The sequence below is a fragment of the Pseudomonas sp. WS 5021 genome (genome assembly GCF_012985535.1).
Lineage (GTDB): Bacteria > Pseudomonadota > Gammaproteobacteria > Pseudomonadales > Pseudomonadaceae > Aquipseudomonas.
Genome location: NZ_JAAQWP010000004.1, coordinates 184,465 through 202,107 on the forward strand (window position 1 = coordinate 184,465; position 17,643 = coordinate 202,107).

The following is a 17,643-nucleotide window of genomic DNA, read 5'->3' on the forward strand; positions in this document are numbered from 1 at the left end:
GCCACCGGGTTCGCCTGGGCAAACCGGATGTGCGACGTCTTTGTCGTGGAGGGGCAACCGCCGTTGGCTACCTGTGGTGTTTAGTTAGCAAGTCTTGCGCCAACCGTGACATTGCCCTCGCGGGCAGGCCCGTTCCCACCTTGGGCGATTGCGGTTGTGTGGCTCAGCCTAGCAATTCACTCATGGCAATAATCTGCTCCGCCACCTGGATCAACTTCTGCTGGCGGCTCATGGCCTGGCGGCGCATCAGGGTGTAGGCCTGTTCCTCATTGCAGTCCTTCATTTTCATCAGCAAGCCCTTGGCCAGCTCGATGCGCTTGCGTTCCGCCAGTTGCTGGTCGCGGGCCAGTAGTTGTGCGCGCAAGGCCTGGTCGCTCTCGAAGCGCGCCATGGCGACATCGAGGATCGGTTGCAGGCGCTGGGCCTGGATGCCTTCGACGATGTAGGCGCTGACCCCGGACTTGATCGCCTGGCGCATTACCCCGGGATCATGTTCGTCGGTAAACATCACGATGGGCCGCGGCTGGTCGCGGCTGACCAGCACCACTTGCTCCATCACATCGCGCCCGGGTGATTCGGTATCGATCAGAATTACGTCCGGGCGCACCGTTTCGACGCGCGCCGGCAGGTCGATGGTCAGGCCGGACTCGTCGATTACCTCAAAACCGGCTTCGGTCAGCGCGCTCTTGAGGCGCCCGACTTTGCGTGGGGTGTCATTGATCAGCAGGATTCGCAACATGGGTGGCCTCCCATCAGCGCAATGCCTGGCGGACGACATCGTCGGCCAGGGCATGCAGGCGGAAACTGCGGGCATAACCGGCCGGGTCCGAGCCGTCCCAGACCTTGCCGTCGATCAATTGGCTGCTGCGCATCTGCGTGTCCATGGCCGCCACGCCCACGGCGCTTGCGGCCTGGCGATAGAGATCCAGTTGTTGCACCTGGCGGGCCACGGCGAGGTAATCGGGGTCTTCCCGCAAAAGGCCCCAGCGGCGGAACTGGGTCATGAACCACATGCCATCGGACAGGTACGGCAGGTTGACCTCGCCCTCGCCATGGAAGCGCAGCGCGTGCGCGTCCTGCCAGTGGTTGCCCAGGCCGTCGGCATAGGCGCCCAGCAGCCGTGGCTCGATGCAGTCGAGCGGGGCGTCCAGGTACTCCCGGGCGCTCAGCAGTTGCGCGGTGGAACGTCGGTTTTCGATGCTGTCGTCGATAAAGCGGCTGGCTTCCAGGACCGCCATCACCAGCACCCGGGCGGTGTTGGGGTACTGCTCGACAAACGCCTGGGTGCAGCCCAGGACTTTCTCCGGGTGGTCCGGCCAGATCGCCTGGCTGGTGGCGAGGGTAAAACCCTGGTGCTGTTGCGCCGCGCTGGCGCACCAGGGTTCGCCGACACACAGGCCGTCGATCCGCCCGGCTTGCAGGTGCGCGACCATCTGCGGCGGCGGCACTACCACACTGTCCACATCCCGCAATGGATGAATGCCCTGGCTAGCCAGCCAGTAATACAACCACATGGCGTGGGTGCCGGTAGGAAACGTCTGGGCGAAGGTCAGTTTTGTCCGGCTTTGGTGCACCTTGCGCGCCAGTGCCTCAGGACTGGTCACGCCCTGGTGCTGCAGGCCCTGGGACAGGTTGATGCCCTGGCCGTTCTGGTTCAGGCCCATAAGCACCGCCATGTCGGTCGGCGCAACGCCGCCGATGCCCAGGTGCACCGCATAGATCAGGCCGTACAGGCTGTGGGCGGCGTCGAGTTCGCCGCTGACCAGCTTGTCCCGCAGGCCGGCCCAGGATGACTGGCGCCTGAGGTTTAGCGTCAGGCCGTAGGGCTGGGCAAACCCCTGGGTCGCCGCGACCACCAGCGAGGCACAATCGCTCAAGGCCATGAAGCCCAGGTCGAGGCTGCTCTTTTCCGGGGCATCGCTGCCGTTGACCCAGGCCAGAGGGTTGTTGGCCTGGCTGTTGCCGAGCTGATCACTCATCTACACCTACCTTCTGTATGAAAAAAGGCGTCGTCATGCCAGGCGGCATGCAAGCCGCGGCAGGCAACGACGCCTTTGTCTGTGAGCCCGTTCCGGCGTTGGCGCGGGCTGCGCTGGGTAGGGCAAAGCAAGGCACATGCCACGGCGCCCGGGCGAGTGGTGGTTGATCAGGTTTTCATCAAGATTGCACCCGGGTGGGCTTTCACTATGGCGCTCTTTCACGCAACACCGTCCAGGAAACCCGGCGTGCTCCTTGATCGATCTACTGCAACGACCTGTCGTGGCTTTTTACGGCGCTGGCTGCTGGGCGGGCTGTTGATGCTCAATGCCTTGCCGGCCATGGGCGAGTCCTATCTGATGTGGGACGAAAGCCTACAAGGCTTCTTCAGACGGCTTGCGGTGCCCCTGGGCCAGCCCATCGTGGTCAGCAAACTGGCGGCGGGCAAGCGCATTACCGGGCATTTTGATTTTGCCCATGCACAAGCGGTCCTGGAGAGCGTGGCGTTGCAGCACGATCTGATCTGGTACAGCGACGGCCAGGTGCTGCATCTCTACGACGCCAGCGAGGCCAAGAGTTCCGGGGTGACCCTGCGCTACATGACCGTCGACCGATTGCGCCAGGTCATGCGCCGCGCGGGGCTCGAAGAGGCGCGTTACCCCCTGCGCAAGGCCGGCGCCCGATTGTTTTATGTGTCGGGGCCCGCCAATTACGTCGACCACGTCCTGCGCCTGGCCCAGTTGATGGATCGCCCGCGCCCGGCGCGACGCGAGGCCCCGCCTGAAGTGGGCGTAGTCCAGGTGCAGAATGCCGACGTCTCGGACCGTCGGTATGACATGGGCTCGCAGACCATCACCGTGCCGGGTGTCGCCACGCTGCTCGAGAAACAGCTCGCCACGCTGGGGCGCAAGGCCGGCACCGGCGCGGTGGTAATCGCCTACCCAGAGACCAACAGCCTGCTGGTCAAAGGCAGTGAGCAGCAGTTGAGGCTGATCAAAAAACTGGTGGCTGAGCTGGACACACCCGCGCATTCCGTCACTTCGACGCCCTTGAGTGCCGAGCAATACGAGCGTGTGCGGCGTGCATTTGCGCGGATCGCTGAGCCGTAGCGGGGTTTGTACAGACTTCGAAAGTTCCTACGCAACACTCCCGGAAAACTTCGAAGCAGCGGGCTTTTTCCTAACGTGAAACTGGCTGCGGGTTTCTATAGTCGCCCTATCTCCCAGACGGTGCGCTATGGAAAATCAGGGCGCCGTGAATGTCCGCAGACAGGTACAGAGGTTTGAATGGTTGTTGCAGTTGAGGGCTTGATGGCGGCGTCCCTCGCCTTTGGTCATTGGAGGTTGCAGGCGGATGGCAGGTTGACCACTGAAGGTCGCGACATTCAGTTACCACCCAAGGAATGTCACGTGTTGCGCCTGTTGCTGGCCACGCCCGGCGTGCTGGTCAGCAAGGACCACCTGCTGGAGCAGGTCTGGCCCCATACCGATATCGCCGAAGAATCCCTGACCCGGTGCATCTACGCGCTGCGCAAGCAGTTGGAGGGCGATCGGGCGTTGATCGCGACCGTGTATGGCCGCGGTTATCGCTTCAATGGCCGGGTGCGGGTGATCGAGCCACCTGGCCCGGCGCAGGCGGCGGGCAAAGCGCCCCGTGCGTGCCCTGCCTGTGGATGGTATGGCGAGCGGGCATGAAACGCGCCTGCCGGCTGGGACTGTTGTTGCTTTGCCTGGGCGGGGCAGGCGAAGCCCGGGCTTACTGCTGGGCCGAGGCCGCTCGTCAATACGATATCGAGCCGGAACTGTTGCAGGCGATTGCCGCTGTGGAGTCCGGCTACCGCGCCGAGGCCATGAACTACAGCAATAACAACGGCACCTATGATATTGGCCTGATGCAAATCAACAGCATCCATCTGCCTCGCCTGCTCAAGCAGGGCATTACCGAGCAGCGCCTGTTGGATGAGCCCTGTCTGTCGGTCGAGGTGGGGGCCTCGATCCTGGCCGGCTTCATCAAGCAGTTTGGCTACAACTGGACTGCCGTGGGCGCCTATAACGTCGGGCCTGGGGCGGGGGCCGAGCGTGACGCGTTGCGCTTGCGCTACGCGCAGAAGATCTGGAGCCGCTATGAAGAGTTGATGGCCCATCGCAATGGATGATCGACCGGCGGTGTGCCATGCCTCGCACGGACCCGCCACCCCGGCTATAATCGCCGCCACCTTTTGCCGCCATCCGAGTCAAGCCCGCCCATGTATACCCTGGCCCGCCAGCTGTTGTTCAAACTCTCCCCGGAAACTTCCCACGATCTGTCCCTGGACCTGATCGGCGCGGGTGGCCGCCTGGGGCTCAATGGCCTGGTGTGCAAGGCGCCGGCGAAGATGCCGGTGTCGGTGATGGGGCTCGATTTTCCCAACCCGGTGGGCCTGGCGGCTGGCCTGGACAAGAATGGCGCGGCCATCGATGGCTTCGCGCAGTTGGGGTTCGGTTTTGTCGAGATCGGCACCGTCACACCGCGCCCGCAGCCGGGCAATCCCAAGCCGCGCATTTTCCGCCTGCCGGAAGCCGAGGCGATCATCAACCGCATGGGCTTCAACAACCTGGGGGTTGACCACCTGTTGTCCCGGGTACAGGCCGCCAAGTACAAGGGCATCCTCGGGATCAATATCGGCAAGAACTTCGATACCCCGGTGGAGCGTGCGGTGGATGACTACCTGACTTGCCTGGACAAGGTCTACGCCCACGCCTGCTATGTGACAGTCAACGTCAGTTCGCCCAACACCCCGGGCCTGCGCAGCCTGCAGTTTGGCGATTCCCTCAAGCAACTGCTCGAAGCCCTGCGCCAGCGCCAGGAAGACCTGGCGGTACGCCACGGCAAGCGCGTGCCGTTGGCAATCAAGATCGCCCCGGACATGAGCGACGAAGAAACCGTGCTGGTGGCCCAGGCTCTGGTGGATTCGGGGATGGACGCGGTGATTGCGACCAACACCACCCTCAGCCGTGTCGGCGTTGAAGGTCTGGCCTACGGTGACGAAGCCGGTGGCCTTTCCGGTGCGCCAGTGCGTGACCAGAGCACCCATATCGTCAAGGTGCTGGCGGCCGAACTGGCCGGCCGTTTGCCGATCATCGCCGTGGGCGGGATCACAGAAGGCAAGCACGCTGCCGAGAAAATCGCCGCAGGGGCCAGCCTGGTGCAGTTGTATTCCGGGTTTATCTACAAGGGGCCAGCGCTGATTCGCCAATCGGTCGACGCTATCGCGGCGCTCTCCAAATCCTGAGCCCCTGTAGGAGCCGGCCCATAAAAAAGGGCTCCTCGAAGGAGCCCCTGGGCCGAAGCCCGCCGCCCGGATGGGGCGTGCGTGGTTAAGTCGTTACATTCTTCAAGGTGGTTGTCGGAATTAAGTGCCCTGATTAGCCGACGGCGTGAAGTTCGTTGAGTCTGTGGATCCCCGCAGTGCCGGTCATACCGTCCCAATTGTCGCCGCGTCCTTCGCGCCAGCCGTTAATCCAGGCTTGGCGTACCGACGGTAGAGTAAAGGGGCAAAGCTCACGGGATTTGCCATGAACGCCATACTGATATCCGCGTAAAAATGCTCTTTCCAACGGATCACGCTTAAGTCTTCTCATAGGGTGTTTCCCTCACTTGTTGACTGTCTTGATATCCTTCGACCTCATCCGAGGCCGGGCAGAGTTTTTCTGCCGTTGGTGTGGCTCGCTGCCGGCGTGGCGAGCCTCTGTGTCAGCGTCGTTGCGGCGCTAACCTGTGTTGAGTTCTAACCAATAGGTCACATGGATTCAATGATCGTTTTGTCATAAGCACGTAACGATAACGATGCTATAGCCATAAGCTGGGATGGCTTTTCGCCCCATTTACAGGGCAAAGCCAGCTATGATGTGCCCTGTATAGAGGATGGGTTTAATCCTTTAGTGAGAATACCCGCCGCTTGCAGTCGGTTATTATTCGACGAAGGGTCAGAATATTTCATTTTGTTGCACAAATTATCTCTCTGCCCCGGCAATCAAGGCCAATAGGCCAGGAGACCGGGGTGGAACGGCACACATTCGTGCCACGCGAGCGCTCTTCAAGAAAAGCGCTTGATTGAAAACCGAACGCGCGATGCGTCGCCCGTTCACTTATTGCTGAAAAGCCTGGAATGCCCATGTCGGACCGTTACGAACTCTTCCTCACTTGCCCCAAGGGCCTCGAAGGCCTGCTGATCGAGGAAGCCGTCGGGCTTGGCCTTGAAGACGCGCGCGAGCACACCTCGGCCGTGCGCGGCATGGCCGACATGGAAACCGCCTACCGCCTGTGCCTCTGGTCGCGCCTGGCCAACCGCGTGTTGCTGGTACTCAAGCGCTTCCCGATGAAGGATGCCGAAGACCTGTACCACGGCGTGCTGGATATCGAATGGCAAGACCATATGGTCCCTGATGGCACCCTCGCGGTGGAATTCAGCGGCCATGGCTCGGGTATCGACAACACTCACTTCGGCGCGCTGAAGGTCAAGGATGCGATTGTCGACAAGCTGCGTACCCCGACCGGCGAACGTCCGTCCATCGACAAGATCAACCCCGACCTGCGCATTCACCTGCGCCTGGACCGTGGCGAAGCGATCCTCTCCCTTGACCTGTCCGGCCATAGCCTGCACCAGCGCGGTTACCGCTTGCAGCAGGGTGCGGCACCGTTGAAGGAAAACCTCGCGGCGGCAATTCTGATTCGTGCCGGCTGGCCGCGCATTGCCGCTGAAAACGGCGCGTTGACTGACCCGATGTGCGGCGTCGGCACTTTCCTGGTCGAAGGCGCGATGATCGCCGCCGACATGGCCCCCAACCTCAATCGCGAGCAGTGGGGCTTCACCGCCTGGCTCGGCCACGTGCCGGCCTTGTGGAAAAAACTGCACACCGAGGCCAGCGAGCGTGCGGCTATCGGCATGAACAAGCCACCACTGTGGATCCGTGGCTACGAAGCCGATCCGCGTCTGATCCAGCCCGCGCGCAACAACATCGAGCGCGCCGGCCTGAGCCACTGGATCAAGATCTACCAGGGTGAAGTCGGCACCTTCGAACCGCGCCCGGACCAGAACCAGAAAGGCCTGGTCATCTGCAACCCGCCGTACGGCGAGCGCCTGGGTGATGAAGCCAGCCTGTTGTACCTCTACCAGAACCTTGGCGAGCGTCTGCGCCAGGCGTGCATGGGCTGGGAAGCGGCGGTGTTCACCGGCGCGCCAGACCTGGGCAAGCGCATGGGTATCCGCAGCCACAAGCAGTACTCGTTCTGGAACGGCGCCTTGCCGTGCAAGCTGCTGCTGATCAAGGTCAACCCGGACCAGTTCGTCACCGGCGAGCGCCGCACCCCGGAACAGCGCCAGGCCGAACGTGAGCAAGCCGCTTACGACCAGGCCCCGACCGAGCCGCAAGAGCGCCAGTACAACAAGAACGGTAACCCGATCAAACCCGCGCCGGCACCGGCTCCGGTGGTCGAGCAGGCGCGCTTGAGCGAAGGCGGGCAGATGTTTGCCAACCGCCTACAAAAGAACCTCAAGTTGCTAGGCAAGTGGGCCAAGCGCGAGGGTGTGGATTGCTACCGTGTGTACGACGCCGATATGCCGGAATACTCCATGGCTATCGATCTGTACCACGACTGGGTGCACGTCCAGGAATACGTGGCACCCAAATCCATCGACCCGGAAAAAGCCTCGGCGCGCATGTTCGATGCCCTGGCCGCAATTCCCCAGGCGCTGAACATCGACAAGAGCCGTGTGGTGGTCAAGCGCCGCGAGCGCCAGAGCGGCACCAAGCAGTACGAGCGCCAGAGTGCCCAGGGCAAGTTCACGGAAGTCAGCGAAGGCGGGGTAAAGTTGCTGGTCAACCTGACCGACTACCTGGACACCGGTCTGTTCCTCGACCACCGCCCGATGCGCATGCGCATCCAGAAAGAAGCCGCCGGCAAGCGCTTCCTCAATCTGTATTGCTACACCGCCACTGCCAGTGTGCACGCGGCCAAAGGCGGTGCGCGCAGCACCACCAGCGTCGATTTGTCGAAAACCTACCTGGACTGGGCACGTCGCAACCTGTCCCTCAATGGCTTCTCCGACAAGAACCGCCTGGAGCAGGGTGATGTGATGGCGTGGCTGGAAGCCAGTCGTGATGAGTTCGACCTGATCTTCATCGATCCGCCAACCTTCTCCAACTCCAAGCGCATGGAGGGCGTGTTTGACGTCCAGCGTGACCACGTGCAGTTGCTGGACCTGGCCATGGCCCGCCTAGCACCGGGCGGGGTGCTGTATTTCTCCAACAACTTCCGCAAGTTCCAGTTGGAAGACAACCTGGGCGAGCGCTATGCCGTCGAGGAAATCAGCGACAAAACCATCGATCCGGATTTCGCCCGTAACCCGAAAATCCACCGCGCCTGGAAAATCACCGCACGCTGATCGACCTTGAAGCCGCGAGCCTGGATTTTTCCGGGCTCGCGGCTTTTTTGCGCTGGTCAAAAGTGGGCTCGATGGCTATAACTATTCTCTTAGCCAAAGTGGCGCCCCTGCACGCTGGTGTTGCGAGTTTTGCCTATGCCGTTGCAAGCCGTCCGCCCGAAAATACTGGGATTTATCAGCGAACAGGCGTCGGCTTGGCTGGTGGCTTTGGTGGTCTTGCTGGTGGGTGTGGCGCTTACCGGCGTACTGGCGCTGGCCACGGCCGACCTGCATCACCAGGAGGTCCGCCAGCGTTTTCAGTTGTTGGTCAACGAACGCTATAGCCGCCTGGAAGAGCGTTTTGAAGACCAGGAACAGCGCCTGGGCAGCCTGCGGCGTTTTTTCGTCAACTCCCATGATGTTTCCCGCGAAGAGTTCGATGGGTTCGCCCAGCCGCTACTGTTGCGCGCGCGTGCCTACGCCTGGGCGCCACGGATATTTCGCGATCAGCGCCAGGCTTTTGAACAGCAAGTGTCACTCCAGCGTGGCATGTCGTTCTCCATTCGCGAGCTGAACGAAGCCGGGACTTTGGTGACGGCGGGCGAGCGCGACGAATATGTGCCGGTGTTGTACAGCCAGACCCAAAGCCTGCTCGGCTCACCCTTGGGGTTTGACTTGCTGGCGCAGCCACTGCGCCGATCGACGGTCGAGCGGGCGTACCGTTCCGGCACCATCGCCGTGTCCCAACCGATGTCGCTGGTGGGCGTCGAGCCGGCGTATGCCATGGGGGTGTTGCTGGTGGCGCCCGTCACTCGAGCGCCCACCGCGCAAATGCCCTACAACGAACCCTACGGTTTCGTCATGGCGGTGATCAGCATGCGCCAATTGGTCGCCGACGGTCTGCCCAAACCTGCGCGGGACAACCTGGTGATGCAGATTGTGGATACTTCCGATACCCAGCAGCGGGTGTTGTATGCGTCGGACAATGCCCTGGGCGATAGTGGCCTGGAAGCGATCCGCCGGCTGACCCTTGGGGATCATGTCTACGCCCTGAGCCTGCGCCCCAGCCAGGTATTCGCCCAGGCCAATCATTCCTCCGTCGCCAGTATCCTGACCATGGGCTGTTTGCTCAGCCTGTTACTCAGTGCCTTGCTCTATGTGCTGGTCAGCCAGCGTCAACGGGCGGTGCGGCTGGTGCAGCAACGCACCGGGCAATTGCACCAGCGCGAGTACGAGTTGCGCGGTGCCCACGGCCAGTTGCGCAGTGTGCTCAACGCCGCGACCCAGGTGGCGATCATTGCCACCGATTTGCGGGGCGTGATCAGCACCTTCAATGCCGGCGCCGAGCAAATGCTGGGTTATCCGGCTGACCAGGTGCTGGGCCACATGACCCTCGAAAGCCTGCACCTGGCGGTGGAGCTGGAAACCCGTGCCATGCAACTGAGCCATGCCCTCGGCAAGCGGATCATGCCCGGCCAGGCGATGCTGGTGGAGGGCGCCGACAGCCTGCATGAGGCCCGGGAGTGGACGCTGGTGCGCCAGGACGGCAGCCAGTTGACCGTGAATATGCTGGCCACAGCCTTGCTTGATGAGCATGGTTTGTGGGTCGGGCACCTGGCGATCTGCCTGGATGTCACCGAACAGAAACGCGCCTATGAGGCCCTGGCGGCCAGGGATCGGTTGCTGAAAAAACTCAGCGCCCATGTGCCGGGCGGGATCTTCCAGTTCACCCTGGAGCCCAACGACAATTGGCGGTTTATCTACGCCAGCGACGGTATTCGCGATATCTACGAAATCGATCCGGGGTTGCTGCAACAGGATGCCAAGCAAGTCTTCGAGCGAATTCATCCCCAGGACGCCGAGCGCATCCGCGCCTCCATCCGCCTGTCAGCGCTGCAATTGAGCCACTGGCGTGAAGAGTACCGGGTGCAACTGCCAGGTCGGGGCCTGCGTTGGATTCGCGGCGAGGCGACGCCGGAAGAGTTACCTGGCGGCGGTACGCTATGGCATGGCTATGTGTCGGATATCTCCGATCTCAAGCGGGTAGAGGAAGAGTTGCGGGCGTTGTCCATCACCGATTCGTTGACGGGTATCCATAATCGTCGCTATTTCCAGGACCGGCTGAAGGCCGAGATGAGCCGGGTGCGGCGCACGTCGGGAGCACTGGCAGTGATCATGCTGGATATCGATCACTTCAAACGTATCAATGACCAGCATGGGCACGCGGCGGGGGATGGCGTGCTGCAGGAGCTGTGCCGGCGTATCCGCCTGCGTGTGCGCCGCAGCGATGTGTTCTGTCGCCTGGGCGGTGAGGAGTTCATGGTGTTGTGTCCGAACACCGATGGCGTTCAGGCCTACAGCCTGGCCGTTGAGTTGTGGGAAGTGCTGCGCAGTACACCAATGGACGGCGTCGGCACGGTAACGGCCAGTTTCGGCGTGGCCAGTTGGCGGGTCGATGAGGGGGTGGATAGCTTGTTGCTGCGTGCGGATTCGGCGGTGTATGCGGCCAAGCAGGCGGGCCGGGATCGGGTCGAGGCGCAGCGCATGCCTGCCTGAGTACCGTATACCGAATGTGGGAGCAGGCTTGTGTGGGAGCGGGCTTGCCCGCGATGGCGGTGTATCAGGTGCCAAATGTGCTGACTGACCCACAGCTATCGCGGGCAAGCCCGCTCCCACACAAGCCCGCTCCCACATTGAGTCCGCATCTATAGACCTGGTGCCGCTGCTGCCAGCTTCGGCTGGCGATACAGGTCCAGCAGCACTTGGTCGAGCACCGATGAAGCACCCCAAGGCTTCGGATCGTTGAGAATCGCCACCACCGCCCAAGTATTGCCATTGTTATCACGGCTGAAGCCGGCAATGGCGCGCACGGTGTTCAGGGTGCCGGTCTTGACGTGGGCTTCGCCACGCAGGGCCGTGGTCTTCAGGCGCTTGCGCATGGTGCCGTCACTGCCGGCAATCGGCATCGAGCTGATGAACTCTGCCGCGTACGGGCTTCTCCAGGCAGCCTGCAACATGGTCGCCATTTCCCGGGCACTGACCCGTTCGGCACGGGACAGGCCGGAGCCGTTTTCCATCACCAGGTGCGGCGCGGTGATGCCTTTTTTCGCCAGCCACTGGCGCACCACACGCTGCGCAGCCTTGGCATCGTCGCCATCGGCATCGTTGCGGTATTGCGCGCCGAGGCTGAGGAACAGTTGCTGGGCCATGGTGTTGTTACTGTATTTATTGATGTCGCGGATGATCTCGGCCAGGTCCGGGGAGAACGCCCGGGCCAGGACCTTGGCGGTTTTCGGCACTGGGGCCAGCACGTCGCGGCCCTGGATCGTGCCGCCGAGTTCTTTCCAGATCGCGCGCACGGCACCAGCGGTGTAGGTGGCATGGTCGAGCAGCGACAGATATGTCTGCGAGCTACAGCCATCGCCCAACTGGCCGCTGACGGTCACGGTGACACTGCCATCGGCGGCGGTGACCGGGTTGTAGCGCACGTCACCGGTGCACTGCTTGGCGTTGGTGGCCTTGACCTGATTGTCGATCTGGATGCTGGCAATCGGCGGTTCCACCGACACCAACACCCGTCCTGAATCGTTGCGGGTCACGAAACGCAGGGCCTTGAGGTTGACCAGCAGGGCGTCCGGCTTGACCAGGAACGGTTTGTTGGCGTCGTTGCCGTCGTCGTTGAATTCCGGCAATTGCGGCTGGATAAAGAAGCCACGGTCCAGCACCAGGTCACCGGTGACTTGCTGTACGCCATTGGCACGCAGGTCGCGCATCAGCAGCCAGAGTTTTTCCATGTTCAGCTTGGGGTCGCCGCCGCCCTTGAGGTACAGGTTGCCCCGCAGGACGCCGCCACTGAGGGTGCCGTCGGTGTAGAACTCGGTTTTCCATTGATGATTGGGGCCGAGCATTTCCAGGGCAGCGTAGGTGGTGACCAGCTTCATGGTCGACGCCGGGTTGACCGAGACGTCAGCGTTGAACACCGTGGCAGTGCCGGGGCCATTGAGCGGAATCATCACCAGGGACAGTGCATTGTTCTGCAGCTTGGCTTTCTGCAGGGCTTCCTGGACTTTAGGTGGCAAGGTGGTATTGATCGGGGCGGCGGTGACAGAGAGGGCCAGGGGCAAAAGGAAACTGGCGAGTAACAATGGACGCAAGGATTTGATCATAAGAAGTAAGACCCTACTGCATAGGAGGGTGAATATAGCGGGGGCTATGTAAGAAAATCCCCCAGTGGTCATGAAAGTGTCGGCATTATGCCCCAAGGTGGAGCTACTTGTGCCTCAACGATAGCTGCAAATCACGGTTTTTTTTCGCGCTATCGTGCCACCCGTCTTGGATTGCCGGGCAATCAGCGCCTTAAACTGGTAGAGTGCCGGCCGTTAATACTTAAGAGGATTGTTCCAATGGCGACTAACCGTTCCCGGCGTCTGCGCAAAAAACTGTGCGTTGATGAATTTCAAGAGCTGGGTTTCGAACTGAACCTGGATTTCAAAGAAGGTTTGGACGACAAAGCGGTTGACGCTTTCATCGACGCCTTCCTGACCGAAGCGATGGATGGCAATGGCCTGGACTACGTGGGCGGCGACGACTTCGGTCTGGTCTGCAAAGCCACCCGTGGTTCGGTTACCCCTGAGCAGCGTGCAGTTGTCGAAGCGTGGCTCAAGGCTCGCCCAGAGCTGACCCGCGTTGAAGTCAGCGAACTGCTGGACGCCTGGCACCCAGAAAAGCCGATCAACCCGGCTGTCTGATGTCATGAAAAAGCGACCCTCCCGGGTCGCTTTTTCGTTTCAGGGTATTAAAGTCAGGCTTTGCGCCAGTTCAGAATCACCAGCGTCAACACCCCCGCCACAATCCCCCAGAATGCCGAACCGATGGAAAACAGCGTCAGCCCCGATGCCGTGACCATAAAGGTAATCAGCGCGGCTTCCCGCTCCTTGGGCTCATTCATGGCGATGCTCAGGCCATTGATGATCGAGCCAAACAACGCCAATGCCGCGATCGACAGCACCAGCTCCTTGGGCAATGCGGCGAACAAGGCCGCCAAGGTTGCGCCAAATACCCCGGCGATACCGTAGAAAATCCCGCACCACACCGCGGCGGTGTAGCGCTTGTTGCGATCTTCATGGGCGTGAGGCCCGGTGCAGATGGCCGCACTGATGGCTGCCAGGTTGATGCCGTGGGAGCCGAACGGTGCCAGCACCAGCGAGGCCAGGCCGGTGGCGGTGATCAGTGGCGAGGCCGGTACATCGTAGCCATCGGCGCGCAACACCGCGACCCCCGGCATGTTCTGCGAAGTCATCGCCACCACGAACAGCGGAATACCGATGCTGATGGTCGCCGCCAGGGAGAAGTGCGGCGTGGTCCACACCGGCGTCGCCACTTCCAGGCTGAACCCGCTGAAATCCAGGAGCCCCATCAGCCCGGACAAGGCGGTGCCGATCAGCAGCGCCGCCAGCACCGCATACCGGGGCGACAGGCGCTTGATGATCAGGTAGGTAAAGAACATGCCCAGTACCAGGGCGGTGCGGTGCTGCGCGGCGACGAAAATCTCGCTGCCGATCTTGAACAGAATCCCGGCCAGCAGCGCGGCGGCCAGCGAGGCGGGGATCTTCCTCACCAGTTTCTCAAAGCTGCCGGTGAGGCCGCAGATCGTCACCAGCACCGCGCAGGTGATGTAGGCGCCAATGGCCTCGCCATAGCTGACCCCGCCCAGGCTGGTAATCAGCAGCGCCGCACCGGGGGTCGACCAGGCAATGGTGATGGGCGTGCGGTAGCGCAGGGACAGGCCGATGCTGCACACCGCCATGCCGATGGAGATCGCCCAGATCCACGAGGAGATTTGCCCGGTGGTCAGGCCGGCAGCCTGGCCGGCCTGGAACATCAGCACCAGCGAACTGGTGTAGCCGGTCATCATGGCGATGAAGCCGGCGACAATGGCCGAGGGTGAAGTGTCGGCCAGTGGGCGCAGGGGCGCCTGGGTCGCGTCGGTCATGGGGCGGTGTTCCTTGTACCTGGGAAATCGTGGAATCAAGCCTAAACTCAAACGTAACTGACTGTTGCAATACAGCCGGCCGCGCAAACAGCCGTACAGTGTGTTGGCGCAACGGGTTGTGTACAATGTGCGCTGTTTTTACGCGATACTTGCCAGCGACCCGCTATACCCTTATTACAGTCAACGTCAATTCGCCGCCGTTCTCCCGACCCGAGTGCCCATGAACGAACAGTTGCAGCCCCTCAAGAAACAGCCGCGAGCCGGTAAGGCCGGTCGCAGTGGAACCCAGGACGATATCGTCTACGCGCATATCTTCGAGGCCATCCTCGAACAACGCCTGGCGCCCGGTACCAAATTGAGTGAAGAAGCACTGGGCGAGATCTTTGGCGTCAGCCGCACCATCATCCGCCGCGCCTTGTCGCGCCTGGCCCATGAAGGCGTGGTGTTGTTGCGCCCCAATCGGGGTGCGGTCGTGGCCAGCCCAAGTGTCGAGGAAGCCCGCCAGGTATTCCTCGCCCGGCGCCTGGTCGAGCGGGCTATCACCGAACTGGCGGTGCAGCATGCCTCCACCGAAGAGTTGGCCGAGTTGCGGCAGATGGTCAACGATGAGCGCGACAGCTTCTCCCGTGGCGACCGTGGCGCGGGTATCCGGTTGTCCGGCGAGTTCCACCTCAAGCTGGCCGAGGCGGCGAAGAATGCCCCGCTGATCAGCTTCCAACGCAGCCTGGTGTCCCAGACTTCGCTGATCATCGCCCAGTATGAAAGCGGCAACCGCTCGCACTGTTCCTACGACGAGCACACCCAGTTGATCGATGCCATCGAAGCCCGGGACGTGGGGCTGGCGGTGAACCTGATGATGCACCACATGGATCACATCGACAGCAAGCTCAACCTCGATGAGGAAAGCGCGTCGGATGATTTGCATGCGGTGTTCTCGCATTTGCTGCAGACCAAGAAGCCGGGCCGCTCCTCGATCAAGTTGTAAACCCGATCAAACTGTGTAGGAGCTGGCTTGCCAGCGATGCAGGCACCGCGGTGTATCTGTTCACCGCGGTGATGCTATCGCTGGCAAGCCAGCTCCTACAGGGTTTTGTGGTGTTCTTTGGGTCAGCGTTGGTGTACCAGATTGCCCGCCGCATACGTCTGCATCACCGCCCGATCATCCCCCAGTGTCATCAATACAAACAACGTCTCGGCAATGTTCTTGGCCTGCTTCAGGCGATAGCTGAGCAGTGGCGTGGCGTTGTAGTCCAGGACCAGGAAGTCGGCATCGGTGCCCGGCTGCAAGGTGCCGATCTTGTCTTCCAGGCGCAGCGCTTTGGCACCGCCCAGGGTCGCCAGGTACAGCGATTTGAACGGACTCAACCGCGCGCCCTGCAATTGCATGACCTTGTAGGCCTCGTTCAGGGTCTGCAGCAGCGAGAAACTGGTGCCACCCCCCACGTCCGTGCCCAGGCCCACATTGAGCTGATGCTTCTCGGCCATCGGCAGGTTGAACAGGCCGCTGCCGAGGAAAAAGTTCGACGTCGGGCAGAACGCCACTGCTGAACCCGCTTGCGCCAGTCGCGCGCATTCGTCGTCGCACAGGTGCACGCCATGGGCGAATACCGAACGTTCCCCCAGCAGCTTGTAGTGGTCGTACACGTCCAGGTAGCCGCTGCGCTCCGGGAACAGCTCCTTGACCCATTGCACTTCCTGCAGGTTTTCACTGATGTGCGTCTGCATGTACAGGTCCGGGTATTCCCCCAGCAATTGCCCGGCGAGGGTCAACTGTTCCGGTGTGCTGGTAGGCGCGAAGCGCGGGGTCACGGCGTAGTGCAAACGGCCCTTGCCGTGCCAGCGCTCGATCAGCGCCTTGCTCTCCTGGTAGCCGGACTCGGCGGTGTCGGTCAGGTAGTCCGGCGCATTGCGGTCCATCATCACCTTGCCGGCGATCATGCGCAGGTCGAGTTTCTCGGCGGCTTCAAAGAATGAGTTGACCGATTGCGGGTGCACGCTGCCGAACACCAGGGCGGTGGTGGTGCCGTTGCGCAGCAGTTCCTTGATAAAGATATCCGCCACTTCTTCGGCGTGGGCCTTGTCGGCGAACTGGCTTTCGCAAGGGAAGGTATAGGTGTTGAGCCAATCCAGCAGTTGTTCGCCGTAGGCCCCGACCATGCCGGTTTGCGGCAGGTGGATATGGGTGTCGATCAGGCCGGGGGTGATCAGCGCGTCCTGGTAATGGGTGATTTCGATATCGGCCGCCAGCGTCGGCAGCAAGTCGCTGGCATGCCCCAGGGCGCTGATCTGGCCGTTGTCGATCACCAGCAGGCCGTCTTCGAAATACTCGTAGGAGGCGTCGATCCCAACCACGGCAGGGTCGGCGAGGCTGTGCAGGATGGCGGCGCGGTAGGCTTTGCGAGTCAAAGGCATGGTCGTCTCAATTGATAGCTTGGCTGCGGCGCGAGGCCGGCAGCAGTTTGGCAATGGGTTCGGCACTCGCGGTGTGCTGGCCGAAATTGGCGTTATAGGTGGCGATGATCTCGCCGGCGATGGAAATGGCGATTTCCACCGGCAATTTGCCCTTCACCTCGGTGAGGCCCATGGGGCAGCGCATGCGTTGTAACTGCGCGGCCTCGAAGCCGCGCTCACGCAGGCGGTGTTCAAACTTGACGCGTTTGGTCTGCGAGCCGATCAGGCCGAAGTAGGCAAAGTCATTGCGCTTGAGCAGGGCGGCGGTGAGTTCCAGGTCCAGCCCGTGATTGTGGGTCATGACGATGCAGTAACTGCCCGCCGGCAGGTCGGCAATTTCATCGACCGGCTCTTCGCTGACGATTTTACGCACGCCCTGGGGGATATGCTCCGGGAATTCCTGTTCCCGCGAGTCGATCCAGCGCACCCGGCATGGCAGGCTGGCCAGCAGTGGCACCAGCGCGCGGCCGACATGGCCGGCGCCGAATACGGCAATCTGCGCCTGCACCTGGCCCATGGGCTCAAACAGCAGCACGGTCACGCCGCCGCAGCACTGGCCGAGGCTGGCCCCCAGGCTGAAGCGCTCCAGATGGGTGTTGTGCTGACCGCTGGCGAGCATCTCGCGGGCGATCTGCATCGCTTTGTATTCCAGGTGGCCGCCGCCGATGGTGTCGAAGGTCCGGGCGGCACTGATCACCATCTTGGAACCGGCGTTGCGCGGCGTGGAGCCGAGTTCTTCGATGATGGTCACCAGCACGCAGGGTTCACCCTGGTGTTGCAGGTCGGCGAGGGCGCTGATCCAGTTGTTCATGTCTACCTC

At 61.8% G+C, this 17,643-nt stretch carries 15 protein-coding genes; 8 read left to right on the top strand and 7 right to left on the bottom strand.

Annotated features, from left to right (window positions below; all coding sequences use genetic code 11):
- Positions 1-163: 163 nt before the first annotated feature.
- Positions 164-739 (bottom strand): ANTAR domain-containing protein, encoded by a 576-nt coding sequence (locus HBO19_RS14355; protein ID WP_038442299.1) that lies wholly within the window; start codon positions 737-739, stop codon positions 164-166.
- A 13-nt stretch (positions 740-752) separates the two neighbouring features.
- Complete coding sequence (locus HBO19_RS14360) at positions 753-1,979, bottom strand: CmpA/NrtA family ABC transporter substrate-binding protein (RefSeq protein ID WP_169954235.1); 1,227 nt, start codon at positions 1,977-1,979, stop codon at positions 753-755.
- A gap of 246 nt (positions 1,980-2,225) precedes the next feature.
- Here HBO19_RS14360 and HBO19_RS28700 point away from each other — a divergent pair, with 246 nt between their 5' ends.
- From HBO19_RS28700 to HBO19_RS14380, 4 genes are all read left to right on the top strand, one after another.
- The gene (locus HBO19_RS28700) at positions 2,226-3,086 is read left to right on the top strand and encodes a secretin N-terminal domain-containing protein (RefSeq protein ID WP_346266493.1); all 861 of its coding nucleotides are present in this window, start codon (positions 2,226-2,228) and stop codon (positions 3,084-3,086) included.
- Positions 3,087-3,263: 177 nt separating this feature from the next.
- Entirely contained in the window at positions 3,264-3,671 is a 408-nt protein-coding gene (locus tag HBO19_RS14370; protein WP_169954233.1) for a winged helix-turn-helix domain-containing protein, read from the top strand.
- Positions 3,668-4,132, top strand: coding sequence for a transglycosylase SLT domain-containing protein (locus tag HBO19_RS14375; protein WP_169954232.1), 465 nt, complete (start codon positions 3,668-3,670; stop codon positions 4,130-4,132). The genes HBO19_RS14370 and HBO19_RS14375 overlap by 4 nt, the downstream gene beginning before the upstream one ends.
- A gap of 90 nt (positions 4,133-4,222) precedes the next feature.
- Positions 4,223-5,248 carry a quinone-dependent dihydroorotate dehydrogenase gene (locus HBO19_RS14380; protein WP_170057733.1) on the top strand — a complete coding sequence of 342 codons (1,026 nt, stop codon included), beginning with the start codon at positions 4,223-4,225 and terminating at the stop codon, positions 5,246-5,248.
- A gap of 133 nt (positions 5,249-5,381) precedes the next feature.
- Here HBO19_RS14380 and HBO19_RS14385 read toward each other — a convergent pair whose 3' ends face one another.
- Positions 5,382-5,597 (bottom strand): ribosome modulation factor, encoded by a 216-nt coding sequence (locus HBO19_RS14385; protein WP_002553055.1) that lies wholly within the window; start codon positions 5,595-5,597, stop codon positions 5,382-5,384.
- Between the two features lie 533 nt (positions 5,598-6,130).
- On the opposite strand from HBO19_RS14385, the gene rlmKL reads away from it, so the two are divergent.
- Both rlmKL and HBO19_RS14395 read left to right on the top strand, forming a co-directional pair.
- Positions 6,131-8,401 (top strand): bifunctional 23S rRNA (guanine(2069)-N(7))-methyltransferase RlmK/23S rRNA (guanine(2445)-N(2))-methyltransferase RlmL, encoded by a 2,271-nt coding sequence (gene rlmKL / locus HBO19_RS14390; protein ID WP_057439518.1) that lies wholly within the window; start codon positions 6,131-6,133, stop codon positions 8,399-8,401.
- A gap of 135 nt (positions 8,402-8,536) precedes the next feature.
- Complete coding sequence (locus HBO19_RS14395; protein WP_170057734.1) at positions 8,537-10,936, top strand: GGDEF domain-containing protein; 2,400 nt, start codon at positions 8,537-8,539, stop codon at positions 10,934-10,936.
- A gap of 149 nt (positions 10,937-11,085) precedes the next feature.
- Here HBO19_RS14395 and dacB read toward each other — a convergent pair whose 3' ends face one another.
- Entirely contained in the window at positions 11,086-12,546 is a 1,461-nt protein-coding gene (gene dacB / locus HBO19_RS14400; protein ID WP_029298225.1) for a D-alanyl-D-alanine carboxypeptidase/D-alanyl-D-alanine-endopeptidase, read from the bottom strand.
- Positions 12,547-12,783: 237 nt separating this feature from the next.
- Here dacB and HBO19_RS14405 point away from each other — a divergent pair, with 237 nt between their 5' ends.
- Entirely contained in the window at positions 12,784-13,128 is a 345-nt protein-coding gene (locus tag HBO19_RS14405) for a YggL family protein (RefSeq protein ID WP_169954229.1), read from the top strand.
- A gap of 53 nt (positions 13,129-13,181) precedes the next feature.
- Here the strand turns inward: HBO19_RS14405 and HBO19_RS14410 are convergent, their stop codons facing one another.
- Positions 13,182-14,372: a benzoate/H(+) symporter BenE family transporter gene (locus HBO19_RS14410; protein ID WP_169954228.1), complete on the bottom strand. Its 1,191-nt coding sequence runs from the start codon at positions 14,370-14,372 to the stop codon at positions 13,182-13,184.
- Positions 14,373-14,592: 220 nt separating this feature from the next.
- Here HBO19_RS14410 and HBO19_RS14415 point away from each other — a divergent pair, with 220 nt between their 5' ends.
- Positions 14,593-15,357, top strand: coding sequence for a GntR family transcriptional regulator (locus HBO19_RS14415; protein ID WP_057439513.1), 765 nt, complete (start codon positions 14,593-14,595; stop codon positions 15,355-15,357).
- 122 nt (positions 15,358-15,479) lie between these two features.
- Here the strand turns inward: HBO19_RS14415 and guaD are convergent, their stop codons facing one another.
- Entirely contained in the window at positions 15,480-16,784 is a 1,305-nt protein-coding gene (gene guaD / locus HBO19_RS14420) for a guanine deaminase (RefSeq protein ID WP_169954227.1), read from the bottom strand.
- Between the two features lie 7 nt (positions 16,785-16,791).
- Positions 16,792-17,634 (bottom strand): xanthine dehydrogenase accessory protein XdhC, encoded by an 843-nt coding sequence (gene xdhC / locus HBO19_RS14425; protein WP_170057735.1) that lies wholly within the window; start codon positions 17,632-17,634, stop codon positions 16,792-16,794.
- Between the last annotated feature and the right edge of the window lie 9 nt (positions 17,635-17,643).